At 55.5% G+C, this 17,581-nt stretch carries 13 protein-coding genes; 8 read left to right on the forward strand and 5 right to left on the reverse strand.

Going from position 1 to position 17,581, the window contains the following annotated elements; translation table 11 throughout:
• Window positions 1-137 precede the first annotated feature (137 nt).
• Complete coding sequence (locus CRO33_RS07670) at window positions 138-1,343, forward strand: MFS transporter (RefSeq protein WP_097117684.1); 1,206 nt, start codon at window positions 138-140, stop codon at window positions 1,341-1,343.
• Window positions 1,261-2,262, forward strand: coding sequence for an NAD(P)-dependent oxidoreductase (locus CRO33_RS07675; RefSeq protein ID WP_369682970.1), 1,002 nt, complete (start codon window positions 1,261-1,263; stop codon window positions 2,260-2,262). The genes CRO33_RS07670 and CRO33_RS07675 overlap by 83 nt, the downstream gene beginning before the upstream one ends.
• A 6-nt stretch (window positions 2,263-2,268) precedes the next feature.
• On the opposite strand, the gene CRO33_RS07680 is transcribed toward CRO33_RS07675, so the two are convergent.
• Entirely contained in the window at window positions 2,269-3,192 is a 924-nt protein-coding gene (locus tag CRO33_RS07680; RefSeq protein ID WP_097117686.1) for a LysR family transcriptional regulator, read from the reverse strand.
• 110 nt (window positions 3,193-3,302) lie between these two features.
• Between CRO33_RS07680 and CRO33_RS07685 the strand changes: the two genes are divergently transcribed.
• The gene (locus tag CRO33_RS07685; RefSeq protein ID WP_097117687.1) at window positions 3,303-4,442 is read left to right on the forward strand and encodes a M20 family metallopeptidase; all 1,140 of its coding nucleotides are present in this window, start codon (window positions 3,303-3,305) and stop codon (window positions 4,440-4,442) included.
• Window positions 4,429-5,829: a YfcC family protein gene (locus CRO33_RS07690; protein WP_097117688.1), complete on the forward strand. Its 1,401-nt coding sequence runs from the start codon at window positions 4,429-4,431 to the stop codon at window positions 5,827-5,829. The genes CRO33_RS07685 and CRO33_RS07690 overlap by 14 nt, the downstream gene beginning before the upstream one ends.
• 65 nt (window positions 5,830-5,894) lie before the next feature.
• Here the strand turns inward: CRO33_RS07690 and CRO33_RS07695 are convergent, their stop codons facing one another.
• From CRO33_RS07695 to CRO33_RS07705, 3 genes are read right to left on the reverse strand one after another with little or no spacing between them, the layout of a single operon-like run.
• A complete protein-coding gene (locus CRO33_RS07695; protein WP_097117689.1) occupies window positions 5,895-7,886 on the reverse strand; it encodes a hydantoinase B/oxoprolinase family protein in 1,992 nt (663 codons plus the stop codon).
• 15 nt (window positions 7,887-7,901) lie between these two features.
• Window positions 7,902-9,953 (reverse strand): hydantoinase/oxoprolinase family protein, encoded by a 2,052-nt coding sequence (locus CRO33_RS07700; RefSeq protein WP_097117690.1) that lies wholly within the window; start codon window positions 9,951-9,953, stop codon window positions 7,902-7,904.
• Window positions 9,954-9,961: 8 nt separating this feature from the next.
• The gene (locus tag CRO33_RS07705) at window positions 9,962-11,305 is read right to left on the reverse strand and encodes an NAD(P)/FAD-dependent oxidoreductase (RefSeq protein ID WP_097117691.1); all 1,344 of its coding nucleotides are present in this window, start codon (window positions 11,303-11,305) and stop codon (window positions 9,962-9,964) included.
• A 248-nt stretch (window positions 11,306-11,553) separates the two neighbouring features.
• On the opposite strand from CRO33_RS07705, the gene CRO33_RS07710 reads away from it, so the two are divergent.
• The 3 genes from CRO33_RS07710 (at window position 11,554) to proX (ending at window position 15,388) form a co-directional block, all read left to right on the forward strand.
• Entirely contained in the window at window positions 11,554-12,303 is a 750-nt protein-coding gene (locus CRO33_RS07710; protein WP_034822481.1) for an IclR family transcriptional regulator, read from the forward strand.
• A gap of 266 nt (window positions 12,304-12,569) precedes the next feature.
• Window positions 12,570-13,937, forward strand: a complete 1,368-nt coding sequence (locus CRO33_RS07715; protein WP_176505742.1) for an MFS transporter — start codon at window positions 12,570-12,572, stop codon at window positions 13,935-13,937.
• 452 nt (window positions 13,938-14,389) lie between these two features.
• On the forward strand, window positions 14,390-15,388 hold the full coding sequence (gene proX, locus CRO33_RS07720) for a glycine betaine/L-proline ABC transporter substrate-binding protein ProX (protein WP_097117693.1): 999 nt from the start codon (window positions 14,390-14,392) through the stop codon (window positions 15,386-15,388).
• Window positions 15,389-15,450: 62 nt separating this feature from the next.
• Here the strand turns inward: proX and CRO33_RS07725 are convergent, their stop codons facing one another.
• Complete coding sequence (locus CRO33_RS07725) at window positions 15,451-16,221, reverse strand: GntR family transcriptional regulator (protein WP_097117694.1); 771 nt, start codon at window positions 16,219-16,221, stop codon at window positions 15,451-15,453.
• A 79-nt stretch (window positions 16,222-16,300) separates the two neighbouring features.
• Between CRO33_RS07725 and CRO33_RS07730 the strand changes: the two genes are divergently transcribed.
• Window positions 16,301-17,581 (forward strand): M20 family metallopeptidase, encoded by a 1,281-nt coding sequence (locus tag CRO33_RS07730; protein ID WP_097117695.1) that lies wholly within the window; start codon window positions 16,301-16,303, stop codon window positions 17,579-17,581.

The raw sequence follows: 17,581 nt of genomic DNA on the forward strand, positions 1-17,581 counted from the left end.
CTCATTGACAAAGCGAACCTGCCTTACTAGTGTATCGATCGTTACATTAGTTCAGGTCGCTCTCTTTAACTTTAACAAGGCGAGATTGCACGCCTAATTATATACCAATCGATACATAAATGATTTCAGAAGGAATTATGGAAAAAGAACTCGCACTCACCGGGGAAGATGCAGCAACAGAATCGCTGCCGATATCTGCTCTGCTGGCGCTGGCGATGACGGGCTTTATTTGCATCATCACCGAGACCTTGCCTGCCGGGCTGTTGCCGCAAATGGCGGCGGGACTGAACATCTCTAATGCGCTGGCGGGGCAGACGGTCACGGCTTATGCGCTGGGCTCGCTGATCGCCGCGATCCCATTGACCATCGCGACACAGGGTTGGCGGCGCAGAAACGTATTGCTACTGGCTATCGCCGGGTTCCTGATTTTCAATTCTATTACGGCGCTGTCCGCGAACTACTGGCTCACGCTAACGGCACGCTTTTTTGCTGGCGTAGCCGCGGGATTGTCATGGAGTCTGCTGGCGGGCTATGCCCGCAGGATGGTGGCGATTCACCAGCAGGGCAAAGCGATGGCCATCGCCATGGTGGGCACGCCTATCGCCTTGTCACTGGGCTTGCCGCTCGGCACCTGGCTGGGTGGCCTGCTGGGTTGGCGCAGCGCCTTCGCGGTTATCTCTGCCTTAACCCTTGTGCTGGTGGTATGGGTGCTGACCAAAGTGCCTGATTATCCGGGGCAATCGCGCCATGAACGCATGCCGCTGTTAAAGGTGCTCACCACGCCAGGCGTGAGACCCGTGCTCAGTGTGGTGATCGCCTGGATGCTGGCTCACAACATTCTCTATACCTATATCGCTCCGTTTCTGCAGTTGGCCGGATTGGGTTCACAAGTGGATGTCGTGCTGCTGGTGTTCGGGCTTTCCGCGCTGCTGGCGATTGCTGTGATCGGGCGGCTGATCGATCACCACTTACGCAACAGCGTTTTGGTGAGTCTGGCGGTTTTTGCCCTGGTTTCATTGGGATTTATGGGCTTTTCGCACATTCCAGCTGTGCTGTATCTCGGCGTGGCCGTGTGGGGATTGACCTTCGGCGGGGCAGCAACGCTGTTGCAAACGGCGCTCGCGGATACCGCTGGAGAGGGCGCAGATATCGCACTTTCCATGAACGTGGTGGCGTGGAACGGCGCAATTGCAGCGGGTGGCATCACGGGCGGTATTTTGTTGAATCACTGGGGCGCACAATCATTCCCACCTGTTTTGCTTGTGCTGCTGGCAATCGCTTTTCTCATCACTTTGCGGGCTCGCAATCACGGCTTCAGTTCCGGCGCGCGCACCGGCCATTAATCACGCCTCCTGCGCTGGCTGCGTTCAGCGCTATCAACAGGGTAACAAGATGAATATTGCAATTATCGGTCTTGGTGCGATGGGCAGTGCTATCGCACAACATTTTATCGCCGCAGGGCATCAGGTTTCAGGATGGAGTCGATCCGCTCGTGAAGTGCCGGGAGTCACAGCACTCACCACCGCCGTTGAAGCTTTTCAGGCTGATATAGTGCTCACGTTGCTCTCTGATGATGGGGCGATTGAGGATGTGATCATCAATGATGATCTGCTCAGCCAGGCCAACCCGCATCTGGTGCACATCGTGATGTCGACGATTTCGGTGGCTTATTCTCATGAGCTGGCGCAGCGCCATCAGGCGGCGAGTATTGCTTATATCGCAGCACCGGTGTTGGGAAGGCCGGACGTTGCCGCGCGCGGCGAGTTAAATGTGCTGGTAGCCGGAGAATCGTCAGCGCTTAGCCGAGTGGAACCGGTATTAGCATTGATTGGTAAACGCATCTGGAATATGGGCGAAACACCGGCCGCGGCTCATGCGGCGAAAATTGCTTGTAACATGATGATCACCATGGCGATTGAAGCAATGGCGGAAGCCGTGGTGCTCACCGAAGCCAACGGGCTGGAACGTGAACGCTTCTTTGATCTGATCCTCAATACCTTATTTGGTAGCCGGAGCTATCAGGTCTATTCCGCCAACATCATGCAGGAGGTGTATGAACCCGGCTTCAAGGCCAGCCTCGGGTTAAAAGATCTTCGTTTGGCGCAGGCCGCTGCCGCCCACGCTAAAGCCGAACTGCCGATGTTGCAGGCGGTGCATCAGCAAATGCATCGGGCGGTAAACGCCGGAGGCGGCGATCGTGACTGGTCGATCATGGCCGACTACACGCTGCGGTCAGCTGCATCTAAGTCGCCGACAACGTGAAATCCGTTATGATGCAGCATGTGAACTGCCCTCAAAAAACTGGCACAGCAGCTGCCAAAGGTGCTGTGCCGCTGGGGTAAAGCGGTGGTCGGCGCTGCGTAACAGATGGCATTGGCTCTCGCGGGCGATGCGATGATTGATCGGCACCGCGATCAGATTACGCGACGTCAACGCGTCTTCAACGACTTTGGTGGTCATAAACGCAATGCCCATTCCCGCCTGGCTCAGCGCAATCGCACTGGAAAACAGGTTGCAGCTGTAGGCGGGCGTGAACACCAATCCTTCCTGATTAAACATGACGTTCATATAGCTTTGAATACCAAAGTCTTTATCCATGCCAATCAGCGGATAAGCGGCGAGATCGCTGACATCTACCTGCTGATACAATCCGATGGGGTGATCACGATGCACAATGGCGCAGATGGGGCCGCGCAGATAACTGTGACACTTCACGCCGGGCGGACCCAGGGGGCCAAAACCCACGGCCATATCCACTTCGCCACGAGTGATCAGGCTCACCGTGGTTTGCATATCGCCCGATAAAATATCGATGAACACTTCAGGATAGCTTTGCGAAAAAGGTCGCAAGACATACTTCACCACCTCATCGACCATCCCCTGGCCGACACGCATACGGATCGAGCCGCCGCGTTTATGGCGCAAATCGCGCAGACGTCTTTCCAGGTGGCTTCTGCGTTGATGCGTTTGCGCGTAATCCTCAGCCAGCAATTTCCCCGCTTCGGTGAGCACCACATTGCGTCCGCGCCGCTCCAGCAGTGGCAGTTGCATATCACGCGCCAGCTGCGAAAGCTGACGACTGATGGCCGCGGGATCGACATCCAGTGCTTCCGCCGCACGACGAATGCCGCCATGGACACCGACTTCATACAAGTATCTTATGGACTTGTCAGGATAGAGCAGCATTGCCATAGGTTTTCATTATCTGTTGTTCTCAGGTCAACAATAATAACGTTTTATACCCATTTTTTAAGCGCAATTTTATCCTCATACTCGGGATTCACTTGGTGAGGACAGAAGTAATGAAAAATATAATAAGTTATTTGCAACAGCATTCAGACGACATTCTCTCAGATATCAAAACCCTGGTGGCAGCAGAGTCACCCTCCATGAACAAGGCAGCGGTGGATCGCTGTGGCAACGTGCTGCAAGCCCTGTTCGCCGAGCGTCTGGGTATTGATGCTGAAATCGATGTACAGGAACACTATGGGAACCACCTCAAGTTCACGCTGGGCTCAGGCGACGATCAAACCGTGGTGCTCGGCCATTTTGACACAGTCTGGGATGAAGGCGAACTGCCGATGGGCGAGGAAGACGGCAAGTTTTATGGCCCCGGCATTCTGGACATGAAAGCGGGCCTGGTGCAGTCGATTTGGGCGGCGCGCGCGTTAAAAGAACACGACTTGCTGGCAGGGAAACGCATCGTTTTCCTCTGTGGCAGCGACGAAGAGGTGGGCAGCCCAAGCTCCAGCGAGTGGCTCTCCCGCCATGCGTTAGGGTCATCGCAAGTGCTGGTGGTGGAACCCGCCGTGGCTGGCACCGGTGCGCTGAAGGTTGCGCGCAAAGGCACGGGCCAATATCAAATCGTGATCACCGGCCAGGCCGCGCATGCAGGTAACAACCCTGAAGAAGGTATCAGCGCGGTGCAGGAGATGGCACATCAGGTGCTGTTCCTGCATGGGTTGAACGCACCGGATCGTGGCACCACCGTCAACGTCGGGATTGCGCAGGGCGGTAATCGCATCAACGTGGTGGCGGATAAAGCGGTGCTGGGCATCGACACGCGCGTCACCAGCGAAGAGGAAGCCCAGCGCATTCACGCCGAAATCACCCAGATTCAGCCGCACTTACCGGGCATTAAGCTGAAGATTACCGGTGCACAATCACGTCCGCCGATGCGCCAGAGCGCAGAGTCTTTGGTGATCATGCAGCGTGCGCAAGCGGTGGCACAACAGATCGGTTTCAGCGTGGAAGGGCAATCGGTTGGCGGCGGCAGCGATGGTAACTTCACTGCAGCGTTGGGTATCCCAACCTTAGATGGATTGGGCGCGACCGGCGCAGGTATTCATGCGCGTCATGAACATATCATCATTGCCGATATTGCCTCACGCACCGCGCTGGTAGCGGGTTTGATGCTGGGGGAAAACCATGTCGCAGGTTAATGTTGAAAAAAATAGTGCGATGCAGCCCGCAGGCAAGAAGAGTGAGCAGAGCCCTTATCTGCTGCTGTTTATCATCCTGGTGCTGGCAGCGGTCGCCACCTGGATTATTCCGGCGGGTAAATTTGATCACGAAACCCGTAATGGCGTGACCTTTGCCATCAAAGGCAGTCTGCATGAAGTGGCGCGCTCGGGCGTCTATCCCGGCGAGATTTTCATGGCGATCGTGCAGGGCGTGATCAAAGCGGCACCGATCATTTTCCTGATTCTGTTTACCGGCGGATTGCTGGCGGTAATTGAAGCCACAGGCGCGATTGCCACCGCGCTGAATTCGCTGTCACGCAGCACCAAAATCAGCGATACCCGTCTGATCCTGATTTTCGCGGTGATCTTCGCCATCCTCGGCAGTACCGGCGTGGTGCAAAACTCGGTGGTGGCCTTTGTGCCGATTGGTCTGCTGGTGGCACGTTCGTTAGGCTTGCCGCCGGTGATCGGCATGGCGCTGATCTATCTAACCTGCGCGGCAGGCTTCAACGTAGCATTCCTCGGCCCAGCCACCACCGGTCTGACACAGCATCTGGCGCAGTTGCCGCTGTTCTCGGGCATGTTACTGCGCGGCATCACCAACCTGCTGTTTGTGTTAACGGTGGCGATTTACCTGATTATTACCGTGAAGCGCATGCGCAAAAATGGTCAGGTGCGTGTGGACACTGCGGTGGAAAGCGCTGAACCGCTGGCGATTACCGGCCGTCATAAACTGATTCTGCTGACCTGCGCGGTGACGCTGATTCTGTTTATGGTCGGCACGGTGCAGCTGCATTGGGCCACCAATGAGATGTCGGCGATGTTTATCATCCTGTCGATCATGGTCGGTTTGATTGGTGGCCTTTCCGGTTCTGCTATTGCTAACACCTTCCTGAGCGGCTGTTCTCAACTGGTCAAAGGCGGATTTATCGTCGGGATGGCAGGTGCGATTTCGGTGGTGCTGCAGCAGGGCAATATCCTCGATCCGATTGTTGGCTTCCTGTCAGACTTGCTGGCACCGGTTCCGCCTGCGATTGCCGCTGTGGGCATGTTTATCAGCGCCGCACTGATGCACTTCGGCATTTCATCCGGTTCGGGCGAGTCAGCGTTGTTGATCCCGATTTTCTCCCCGCTGGGCGATAACCTCGGCCTGACACGTCAGGTCACGGTGCAAACCGTGCTGCTGGGCGAAGGGATAGTGAATTCCATCAGCCCAACCTCGGGCGTGCTGATGGCCGCGCTGGCCACCGCCAATATCTCGTTCGGCAAATGGCTCAAATTCGTGGCACCGGTCGTCGCCATCTGGTTTGCGATTTGCGTGGTGACGCTGCTGATTGGCGTGGCGATAAACTGGGGTCCGTTCTGACCCAGTGAAAATGAGAAGGGATGCTGACGATAGCATCCCTTTTTTATAGCTGCTTCAGGGCAACGTTACGCCTGCAGGAAATCCCGGAACTCCTCACTCAATTCGTCAAAGAGTTGATAGATCACCTGCCCCCCCTGAGCGGTTTGCCCCCGGGCTTCCGCAGCGGCAAGCGCATCAAACAGGCGATGTTTGATATGAAAACGCCATATGACCGGCACGCGAGATAAGATATCAGTCAATGCCCGATAGCGCTCCGGCGTCCAGCTTTGCTCAAAGCGAGTGCGCCATGGGCCAAAGTCAAAATGTGCCACGCTGGCGGCTGTCGCAGAGCGTTGATTGCGTTTCATCTGCGTGGCTTCCACATCCAGCTCACCCTCGCGGATCACCACACCATAATCCTGCTCGGCACGCGCCGAAGAAACGTAGCCTCTTTTCACGTCTGATAACACCTGCTGGGGATCACGCTCCAGCGGTGAACCATATCCGCCTCCACCGGCCCCGGTTAATCGAATCACATCTCCTGCCTGGCAACGGATCACATCGCTATTGCCGAGCATTTCAGGTGCTTCACTCTCCGGGTTTTTCACAAAAATGGCATTGCTGCCCGCTTTCCCGCCAAGGACACCCCAGGAAGCGAAATGGGTGCGATCGCGATTGCGCGCCGTGACGGTGGTATCAGGTGCAAACACCTGAAATTCCATCATTAGACCGGAACCACCGCGATATTTTCCTGCACCGCCGGAGTCGGGTACCAGACAATAGCGTGTGATACGAATCGGCACTTCCGCTTCGTTAATCTCCACTGGCGTATTGCGAAGAAATGCCACGTTAGCGCCCGATCCTTCTTCTCCGTCACCGAATGGCATGCCGCCCGCCCCGCCGCCCACCGGGCCGATGGAAGCAATCACCGGGCGACCCGAGGTGTTGGTGGTTTTCACGTTCAAAATCGCCAGTCCACAGGCCGCGCAGGCAGGCAAACGGTCAGGGATCGCTTGTGAAAACGCGCCAAAGGTCAATACATGCGTTAACTTACAGGTCAGACTGCGCATGCCGACGGCAGCTGGGTAAACGGCATTCATCACGCTGCCTTCGGGCAACACACATTCGACGACGCGATCCAGTCCCGCGTTGAGCAAAATATCGGGATTCAGGGTATAGAGCACATAGTGATAGCCGACCAGCGCCAGCGCGTGACGCGTCATGCCGCCGGTCGGCATATTCAATGATGAAAGCAATTGCGGATCGCTGCCGGTGTAATCAAGGATGGCGCGGCCGCCGCGAATTTTCAGCGTCATCGCCACGCGCATCGGTTTGCCGTTCACGCTGTCTTCGTCAGCGTATTCCGCAAAGAAATAATCGCCATCCGGCACGCTCTCGAGGATGCGTTGTGCCTGCTGCGCCGCATAATCGAGCAGGGCCACCATACCTTGCTGAAAATCTTCCACACCAAAATGCGCGATCATCTCCAGCACGCGTTTTTCGCCATTGGCCAGCATCGCCAGTTGGGCATGCAGGTCACCCATATTCTGTTCCGGCGCACGCACATTGGTTTTGATCAACGTGAGCAACGCTTCATCCAGCACGCCTTCACGCACGATCTTAGTCGGCGGGATACGTATTCCTTCCTGATGGATCTCTGTCAGCGTGCGCGACAGCGAGGCGGGCACGGCCCCGCCCACATCGGTGTTATGAATATGCCCGCCAACAAAACACACCAGCTTGCCTTGCCAGAACACCGGTTTCCACATCACCATATCCGGGCTGTGTGTCGCAACGTTACCGCTGTAAGCATCGTTGGTCATCGCCACATCGCCGGGGCGATAGTCCGCGATCATGCCGAGTACCGGCCCGTAATCGAGACCGATATACCAGGTGGCGCCTAAGGTTTTCGGCGAAGCAAATGCCAGACCTTCGGGGGTGAGCAGGGCGCATGAGAAGTCTTCCGTCTCTTTGACAAAAGTCGAATGGGCGGTACGCACCAGCGTATGGGCCATGCTTTCTGCTGCCGCCACACAGTAGTTAGCCAGAATCTGCAGACCTGAAGTATCAAAAGCCATATCGCGACTCCTTTATTAAGCCGTGTGGGTGAGGTCAGTGAGGATCAGATTGCCGAGCGCATCCACCCGGGCGCGGAAATCGGGTAATACGGCGACAGTGGTGTCGGACTGGGTAATCACCGCGGGTCCGGTAAATGACTGACCACCCGCAAGCTGCTCGCGCTGGTAAAGTGGCACGGTGAGGTAACGGCCCGACATCCACACATCAATATGTTCGGCGGGGATCGGTGCTGCGTCAGAGTGCGGCAAAGGTTCGAGTTGCGGCTTCGGCGTGGGCATGCTGACCACCAGACGTAGCGACACCACCTGAATCTGTGCATCACGGTCGCTGTAAGCATATAAATGATGGTGTTGCGCATGGAAGGCTTCACGCAGCGTTGAGAGATTGCCGCTCGCCAAATCCTCACGCTGTAACGGTGTGGCGATCTCAAACGACTGCCCCTTGTAACGCATCTCTGCCGAGAGGCTAAACTGGCCCTGGCTGGCATCACTGACTTCGTGGCTCAGCCATTCGCGGGCTTGCTGTTCGAGTTGCTGATATTCAGCTTCGAGGTGTGGCAAGCTATCTGCGCTTAAATCACCATAAATGATGCGAACAAAATCGTTTTTCACATCGGCAACCAGACCGCCTAATGCGCTCAGCACGCCGGGCGTCAGCGGCACCAGCACTTCACGCATGTGCATGGCGCGCGCCAGATAACAGGCCATCATCGGGCCTGCACCGCCAAAAGGCATCAGGGAAAAGGCGCGCGGGTCGATACCGAAACGGGAAACCAGTCGGCTAATCCCTGCGTACATGCCGGACACGGAAACGTTAATGATCGCTTCCGCCGTGGCTTCGATGGATTGACCCAGCCGATCGGCCAGCGATCCTATGGCGGCTTTCGCGGCGGCGACATCCACATTCACCGCGTTGTAGCCCAACGTTGCCTGGCCAAGAATGCCCAATGACACGAAAGCATCGGTAATCGTGGGCTGCGTGCCGCCACGTCCATAACACACTGGCCCAGGCGTTGAGCCTGCGCTTTCTGGCCCGACTTTGAGCACGCCAAACTCATCAACGCGCGCCACAGAACCGCCGCCATCACCAATCGATGTGACGGACACGGACGGAATGTGAATCTGGTAGTCACCGATATACTCACCGGTGTCATATTGCGCTTCTCCGTTGACGATCAGCGCCACATCGGCGGTGGTGCCGCCAATATCCAGACTCATGACGTTCTCACGACCGCACTGGCGTGCCACCCAGGCTGCGCCCATCACACCTGATGCGGTTCCCGACAAGATCATCTGCACGCACTCGGCTTTGCCGCGCTCTGCGCTCATCACGCCGCCATTGGACTTGGTGACTTTCAGCTCAGCCGTTACGCCCGCTTGCGTCAGTGCCTGCTGCAAAGCACCGAGATAATGCGCGACGCGTGGCTGAACATAGGCACCAATCACGGCGGTTTGCGTACGCTCGAATTCGCGAATAGTCGGCCAGACATCGCTAGAGCAGCAGACAAAAAAGCCTGGCACGGCCGCTTCAATCAGGGCCTGGACCTGCTTCTCATGTTGGGGATTGCGATAGGCATGCAGCAGGGCAATCACGACTCCTTCACAGCCCGCATCGCGCAAGCCCGCGACAGCGGCCAGCACACTCTGTTCTGCAATCGGCGTAAGTTCTTTTCCGGTCGCATCCATTCGACCGTCGATGCCAAACACATTTTCGCGCGACACCAGGGGTTCCGGACGCAGCGAATGCAGGCTGTACATATCCGGCGTCTTCAGCCTGCCAAGTGCCAGGACATCCTCAAAATAGCGATTGGTGATCAGCCCCAGCTTCGCCCCTTTTTTCTGCACCACGGCATTCACGCCAACGGTGGTGCCGTGGGTAAAATATTCAATATCGGCGGGATCGATCCCATAGCGCTTCACTAACTCCTGAACGCCGTGCAGCACTTCCTGGCCCGGATCATCGGGACGAGAAAACACTTTCAGGCTGTGCAACTGCCCCGATGCTTCGTTGAAAACGGCGAAGTCAGTAAACGAGCCGCCGATATCGACACCAATGCGTAATCCCATACTTCCCCCTAATTGGTTTGCGAATGAGCGGATTTATCCAGGCGGTCGCGCACCTGGTAATAGCTGCCAAGCAGCGGCATAAACCAGGTGTTGCCGGTGTAGAGCGGGTGGCCGGGCAGCGGCGATACCCCATAAGGACTTGCGTTGAGCGGTGTATTTTCGATCAGGTGACGGGCTAAACGATGGCCGAGCCAACTCATCATGGTGACACCGCTGCCGTTACAGCCCACGGCATAAAAACAGCCTTGCGGTGTCTGGCCGATATGCGGCAGGTAGTCGAGCGTGACGGCGACTTTACCGCCCCAGCTATGGCTGATTTTGATGTCACGTAACTGAGGAAAACGTTGCGTCAGATGTTGATGCAGCACACGCGCAGACTGCTGGCGATCAAGGGCGTAGAAGCGTGCGCGGCCCCCAAAGAGCAGACGAGAGCCATCGGGCGAATAACGAAAATAGTGCGTGACGCGCTGGGTTTCCGCGATGCCGCGCTGGTGCGGAATCAGCGTGCGTCGCAGATCTGCGGATAACGGTTCAGTGGCAATCTGATGGCTGGTGACTGGTACCACACGTGCGCGCAAATGGGCCATTTCTGGCCCGGTATAGCCATTGGTGGCGATAATCACCTGACGCGCATTGAGCGTGCCGCGCAGAGAATCAACCTGGTAATGCGCCGCATGTTTCTCAATGCGACTCACCGCAGAACCACTGCACACGAGCACGCCAGCTTTGCGCACCGTATCCAGCAAACCTGCATAATAAAGCGCGGGATTGAGCAGACCAGCACGCTCAATCAGTACGCCGCCGTGATAAGCCGGGCTATCCAGTTCGACGCGCAGTTCATCGCGCGTTAGCATGCGCGCCTGCACCTGACTCACGCTATTGAGAAGTGGCAACCGCTTTTTCCAGTTCTCCAGATGTTCCGGGATCCACGCGGCGGCGAGGCGACCGGTTTGTCGATAATCGCAATTGATAGCGTGCTGTGCGATCAGGCTTTCCAGATAGCGATAGCCGTCAGCCGCCTCCAGCAGCAGGTCGCGTTTTAGCTGCTCATCGCTCTGCCGCAGCCCCTTTTTGGCCGACATGGTTTTGCCCACGTTGATGCCGCCAGTGACCTGACCACCGCTCAACGTACTCGCGCCACTGCCCGGTAAGCCGGCTTCCAGAATCACCACCTGATTACCGTGTTGCGCCAGCGTCAATGCACAGCACAGCCCGGCATAGCCAGCGCCAATAATCACGTATTCCGTTTCGGGCGGAACGTCACTGGGCGACGCATCCTGCGGCTGCCAATGCTCCCACCAATAGGGCGCCGCCTTATAATCTTCGGTAAATATCGACTGATGACTTCTCATCACTCTGCCTCGCTAAACATCATTCATGAAATCCAGCGGCTGAAACCTAGCCGTTCCACAATAAGGAATGCCATTCCATAAATTTAACGTGACATGATTTTATCTTTCCTGCAAGCACAAAAATTAAGCATTCGGAGGAAATTGTGATCGGCTTACGGGCAAAACGCCGAGCGGCAGAGGGCAGGCTGTGCCATATTACGGCACAGCAAGTGGAGACAATGACGTCAGAAAGTAGGGAGATTGGAGCGATGCAGAGCCTGATTAAAAGCCTGAAAGTGCTGGAGAGGGTAGCCGAGAAACAGCCAATCAGCGTGGGCGAGTTGGCTAAGATGATGTCGATGCCAAAAACCACCGTGCAGCGCATTCTCTGGACCTTTCATGAGGCGGGCTGGTTACGATTGATTGAAGGCGACATGCCGCGCTGGACCGTCAGCCCTCGTGTGCTCAGCGTGCGGCCGATCGAGCTGGCGGGCGGCGGACTGTCTGCTGCCGTCCAGGATCCGATGGCAGAGTTGCGCAATAGCACACAGGAGACGGTGTATGTGTCGGTGTATGACGGCAATGGCGCGGTGGTGGTGATCGACAGGCTGGAAAGTCCGCATCCCGTGCGCGCGGTTAGTCCGATTGGGGATATTGCGCCCATTCACTCCACGGCAAATGGCATGGCGATTTTGGCGTTCTTACCGGAAAGTCAGCTTGAAAATATCCTTACCGGCGAGCTGAGTGCCTTTAACCCGGCCACCATCACCGATGCCGATAAACTTCGCGCAGAACTGAAGCAGGTGCGTGAGCGCGGGTACGCAATCAACCGAGGCTATTATCGCTCTGGTATTTTCGCCATCGGGGCACCCATTTTTGATGCAGCCCACCAGCCGGTCGCCAGTATCTGCATCTCGATGCCGGACTCTCGTTACCATGAAGAAAAAATCGCTGAGTGGGGCGCGCTAACTGTTCAGGCTGCCCAGGCAATCGGCTTCCAGAGAAATGCCAGAGGTTAACGGCATGACGTAATGGCCACACAGCGGTGTGGTCATTTCATCCTAAGATCCTGTTTTTGTATGACATTAATCGACTCATCTCCCTTCGCGCCCTCCAGCTCAATCTCCGTGTGACCTATAGCGAAATCCTCTCACCCGCATATTGACGTCTAATTTTCACTCAACTAACGTAATTAACGGAATGCCATGCCGTAATGTGGAATGATTAATTCATTCTGAGTCACGTTCACTGACCGTGCTGTTATGCGGTGAAGATGGGGTTAACCATGACAACTTCTGCCACGCTTCCTCAGGTGACACCTGAAATGCAGCGCAAAACGCTGATCGGTGCTGTTGCCGGCAACCTGGTCGAGTTTCTCGACTTTGCCCTCTACGGCCTACTGGCCAGTGTGATTTCACGGATCTTTTTCCCGCAGGATGCGCCATTGACGGCACTGCTCTCGGTATTACTGCTGTATGCATCGAGTTTTCTGGTGCGTCCGATTGGTGGCATCGTGTTGGGATTGGCGGGCGATCGCTGGGGCAGGCGCTCGGTGTTGATGATCACCATCACCGGCATGAGTGTGGTGACCGGTTTGACCGCTCTTCTCCCCACTTACGCGCAGGCAGGCACCAGCGCCACCGTATTGCTGGTGATTTGCCGACTGATTCAGGGCTTTTTTGCTGGCGGCGAATACGCGACAGCCACGGATTACATTGTCGAGAACAGCGATCAAAAACGCCGCGCCTTTCGTGCGTCATTCTCACCCATAGGTGCCTATATCGGCACGGTGATCGCTATTGGTCTCTACACCTTGTTGTCTTCGTTGATCACGGCGGCACAAATGGAGGAGTGGGGCTGGCGTGTACTGTTCGCCATCGGCCTTCCGTTGGGGCTGGTTGGGTTGCTGATTCGCCGCAAACTTGATGAGAGCCCGGAATTCCGCGCGGTTGAACGGGCGCGGGTGGAGCAGCGTTTGAATCCACCAACGGTGACTCAGGTCATTCGCTCGCAGTGGAAAAATATCCTGGTGTTCATGTCGATACTGATGAGTCATACGCTGCCCAACTATCTGATTCTGGGCTTCTTCGCCACGTATCTCACCACGTTTGTCGGGCTAGCCAAAACCGATGCGGCAATGGCGGTGTTAGTTTCTCAGTTTGTACTGATTTTTAGCACGCTATTGCATGGCTATCTCAGTGATGTGGTAGGCAGAAAACGCTGGTTACTGTTGGGGTGTGTGCTGGTGATCCCGGCGATGTTTTTTGCTTTCACCTATGCTGAGCATGGCACGTTAGGCAGTGCCATTATCGCAGCGGTTGTGCCAGTGATGGTTTTCCCGATGGTCACCAGTGGAATGACCATCAGTCTGGTCGATATGTTCCCGGCCGAGATGCGTGCCTCTGCGGGTGCAATGGCGTACAACACCGGTACCGCGTTGTTCGGTGGCACAGCACCGCTGATTGGCGCGGCGTTGATTGGCTGGTCGGGCAGTGCGTTTACGCTGGTGTACTATGTTGCCGCCGTGGCTATCGTCTCATTCATTTCGATTGCGCTGTTTTTCCGCTATCCGCAGCGCGCCTCGCATAACGCTTATCAGCTTGCGAGCAGCGCCGCGCAGGGCAATCCTATAGCGGCGCGCCTGCGCCGATAAACGCTTTACATCACGGAGCATCGGTAACCGTTTTCCCGTGGTTACCGATGTCTATTTGATGAGAGGTGAGTGGAGATAAATTTCATGGCTTTAGCGTAGTTAAAAAACGCTATATTTTTCAGCCCTGATTTCTCTGCTGGTAATGGGGAAATGATTAGCGGTTGCAGTGAGAAAATAATGTGTTATGGTAACTGCACGATTAATTTACCGGAGTGAATGTCGCGGACCTGATAACAGGAACCAGGGTCTGTCACCAGATATCATAATGATGAATTCTGACTTATCTTTTTTCTCCACCTACAACACCCGCCTTCGTTACGCACGTCACTATCTGCAACAGTAATATTCTGCTTTTAAACTTTTACTGACAGCTGCATTTCATCTCTCTTCACTGCAGAGGGATATTCTCACGCCATTTGCTGGCATCGACCAAAATAATAAGGTTTTAAATTATGACCAGGAAGAATCTACTCGCGATTTCCCTCACTGCGTTAATCAGTTCACCGACACTGTTTGCTGCCGACTTGCCGGGCAAAGGTGTGACGGTCTCCCCGGTGCAAAGTACCTTGCCGGAAGAGTCATTCCAGACGGAGCTGATTAACAGAGCGCTGGAAAAACTGGGCTACGAGGTCAAACCCACTGAAGAAGTGGACTACAACGTGGCTTACACGGCGATTGCTGCGGGCGATGCCACTTACATGGCGGTTAACTGGGAACCGCTGCAAAAGGATATGTACAACGCCGCAGGCGGGGATACAAAATTCTATCGCAAAGGCACCTATATCAGTGGTGCCGCGCAGGGTTATCTTATCGATAAAAAGACCGCTGACAAATATCACATTACCGATCTCTCTCAGCTGAAAGATCCGAAACTGGCTAAACTCTTTGATGCTAATGGAGATGGCAAAGCCGATCTGGCGGGATGTAATCCGGGCTGGGTCTGTGGTCAGGTGATTAATGCACAAATTGATGCTTATGGCCTGAGTAATACGGTGCAGCAGAATCAGGGTAATTATTCTGCGATTATTGCCGATACGTTGACCCGCTATAAAGCGGGTAATCCGGTGCTCTATTTTACCTGGACACCTTATTGGGTGAGCGATGAATTAAAACCGGGCAAAGATGTGGTCTGGTTGACGGTGCCGCATTCTGTCACGCCGGGCTCGCAGAAGAATGAAGATACCGCGCTGCCAAATGGCAAGAATTATGGCTTCAAACCAAACAATGAACATGTGGTGGCAAATAAAGCCTGGGCAGAAAAGAATCCTGCCGCGGCGAAACTGTTCGAGATCGTCAAACTGCCGCTTAATGATGTTAATGCGCAGAACCAGCGGATGCATCAGGGAGAATCGTCCAGCGAAGATATTCAGCGCCACGTGAATGGCTGGATTCATGCGCACCAGGCCACGTTTGATGGCTGGGTGAAGCAGGCCGCCGCCGCAGCGCAATAACGGCGTTAGCGTCCCCAGGGATCCGCTTCCCGCCCTGCAGAATCGCAGGGCGGGAAACCGTTTTACCGTACTTCATTCACATACATGAAGTGCTCGGTGCTGAAACGATGATGCGCCAGGATCACGGGGATCGCACTCTGGTCAAAAGACACTTCATCTATCACCATCACCGCGTGCGGCAATGCCAGCTCCAGCAACGTCGCATCTTCTTCGTTCGCCAACTGTGCCGTGATCTGCTCACGTACCGCTGCCACTCGCACATCGTAATGTTCGAACAGAAAGCGATAGAGCAGCGGCGGCAAGTGTTCTGCCGTAGGGAAATCAGGCAGACGCGCAGCAGGCAATATCAGCGTTTCATGCATGGCGGCAATGCCTTTCACCCGACGCGTGCGCTTCAGGCGTATCACGTCATCTCCGGCAGCGATCTGCAGTTTTTCTGCTTCCCGCTCGTTAGCTTGACTCAACTGATAATCCAGCAGTGTCGTGTCTGAATGTAGCAATCCGCCGCTTTTATCGTGCAGGCGAAAATACTGGAAAAAGTGGCTCAGGTTGTGCAGCGGTGCCCAGCCGGTCACCACCGTGCCGGTTTTGCGACGGCGCATCAACATCCCTTCGGTGGTCAACGCCGCCAGCGCTTTACGTATTGTTCCCACCGACACGCCAAACTTTGCCGCCAGGCTGTTTTCGCTCGGCAAAATGGTGCCCGCCGGCAGCTCACCTTGCAGGATCGATTCGCTGATATGGCGTTTCACCACTTCATACAGCGGCGCGCCTTCTCCCTCACTTAAACGAGAGAATTGGGGCGTGTCGTCTGCGTCATAGTTTTTTTGCATGTTTCTGATTACCGATTGACCTGCATCCATGAATTGCATTATCTATAAACTATATAGAAATACAACAGACGATAATCCTATGTTGCAGAATTCTCGCCTTAACAGTGCGTTAGAGAAAATTGCGGATGACACCGCGCAGATTACTGACGACATGCAGCGCATGCTGGCCGTGGATACTTGCTTTCCACCAGGCAATGGCTATGCGCAATTTTCCGACCTGATGACGCAGCTGTTAACGCCAATGCACTTCAGCTTTGAGCGCGTTTCAGTGCCGGAAGATCTCTGGCAAGCGCCCGATGGCAGCGCATACGGCGAGCGAGTGAATTTGCTGGCAACGCTTAACTGTGGCGCGGCCGAAAACTGCAATCTCTACTTTCACACCGATACGGTGCCTGCGGGAGATGGCTGGCGATTTCCTCCGCTGGCACTGACGGTGGCCGAAGGTAAGTTGTTTGGGCGCGGCGCGGCGGACATGAAAGGGACGATCGTGGCGGCGATGGCGGCGATCCGTGCAGCGCAGGCCTGCAATCTGCCGCTGCGTTTCAATCCGGTCTTTCTGCTTTGTACCGATGAAGAGGGCGGGTTGTATCCCGGTATTCGTTACCTCGCGGAACAGCAGCGCTTCGCTGGGCATCTGTTGAGCTTCAACGGTGGCGCAGTGCCACGCATCTGGGCGGGCTGCTTTGGCAGTATCGAACTCAAAATCATTATTACCGGGCGTTCCGCGCATTCTGGCGATCCGCTGCATGGCATCAACGCCATCGAAGCCGCGCTGCCGCTGATGAACGCGCTTTATCAACTGAAAGGCGAAGTGGAACAGCGCACCTCGGCAATGCCTGCGCCGCCGCATTATCAGGGCAAACCGCTGACCTCACTGTTGACGCTGGCTGCCGCACAGGGTGGCAGCAAAGGCTCAACCATCCCCGAACGTTTCGAACTGCTGATCAATCGACGTTATGCCCCGGAAGAGGCGTTTGACAACGTCTGGCAGGAGTTGACCCACTGCATCCAACAAGCGATGCAAGTCAGCCCAGCGCTTGATGTCAGCGTGCAAATGATTGGTCATCTGGCCCCGGTGGCCAATCCTGATGGCCCGCACTGGCCACGCTGGCAGGCCGCACTGAGTCAGGGGTTTGGTTTTAAAGCGGAGGAGTTTAAACCCTGGGGATCCTCAACCAGTTCGGATATGGGTTGGGTTCAGCAGGCCGGTATGCAGGAAATTTTACTGGGTGGTTTAGCCCGCCCCGACAACCGCATTCATGCCGCCGATGAGTTCACAACGATGGCAGATGTTATCGCACTTTCGCAGTCCATTCTGGCGTATCTCGCCGATGAGTTTCAGCCAACCCAGGGTATTTAA

Source organism: Pantoea sp. GL120224-02, assembly GCF_900215395.1.
In the GTDB taxonomy this organism is placed as follows: domain Bacteria; phylum Pseudomonadota; class Gammaproteobacteria; order Enterobacterales; family Enterobacteriaceae; genus Pantoea; species Pantoea communis.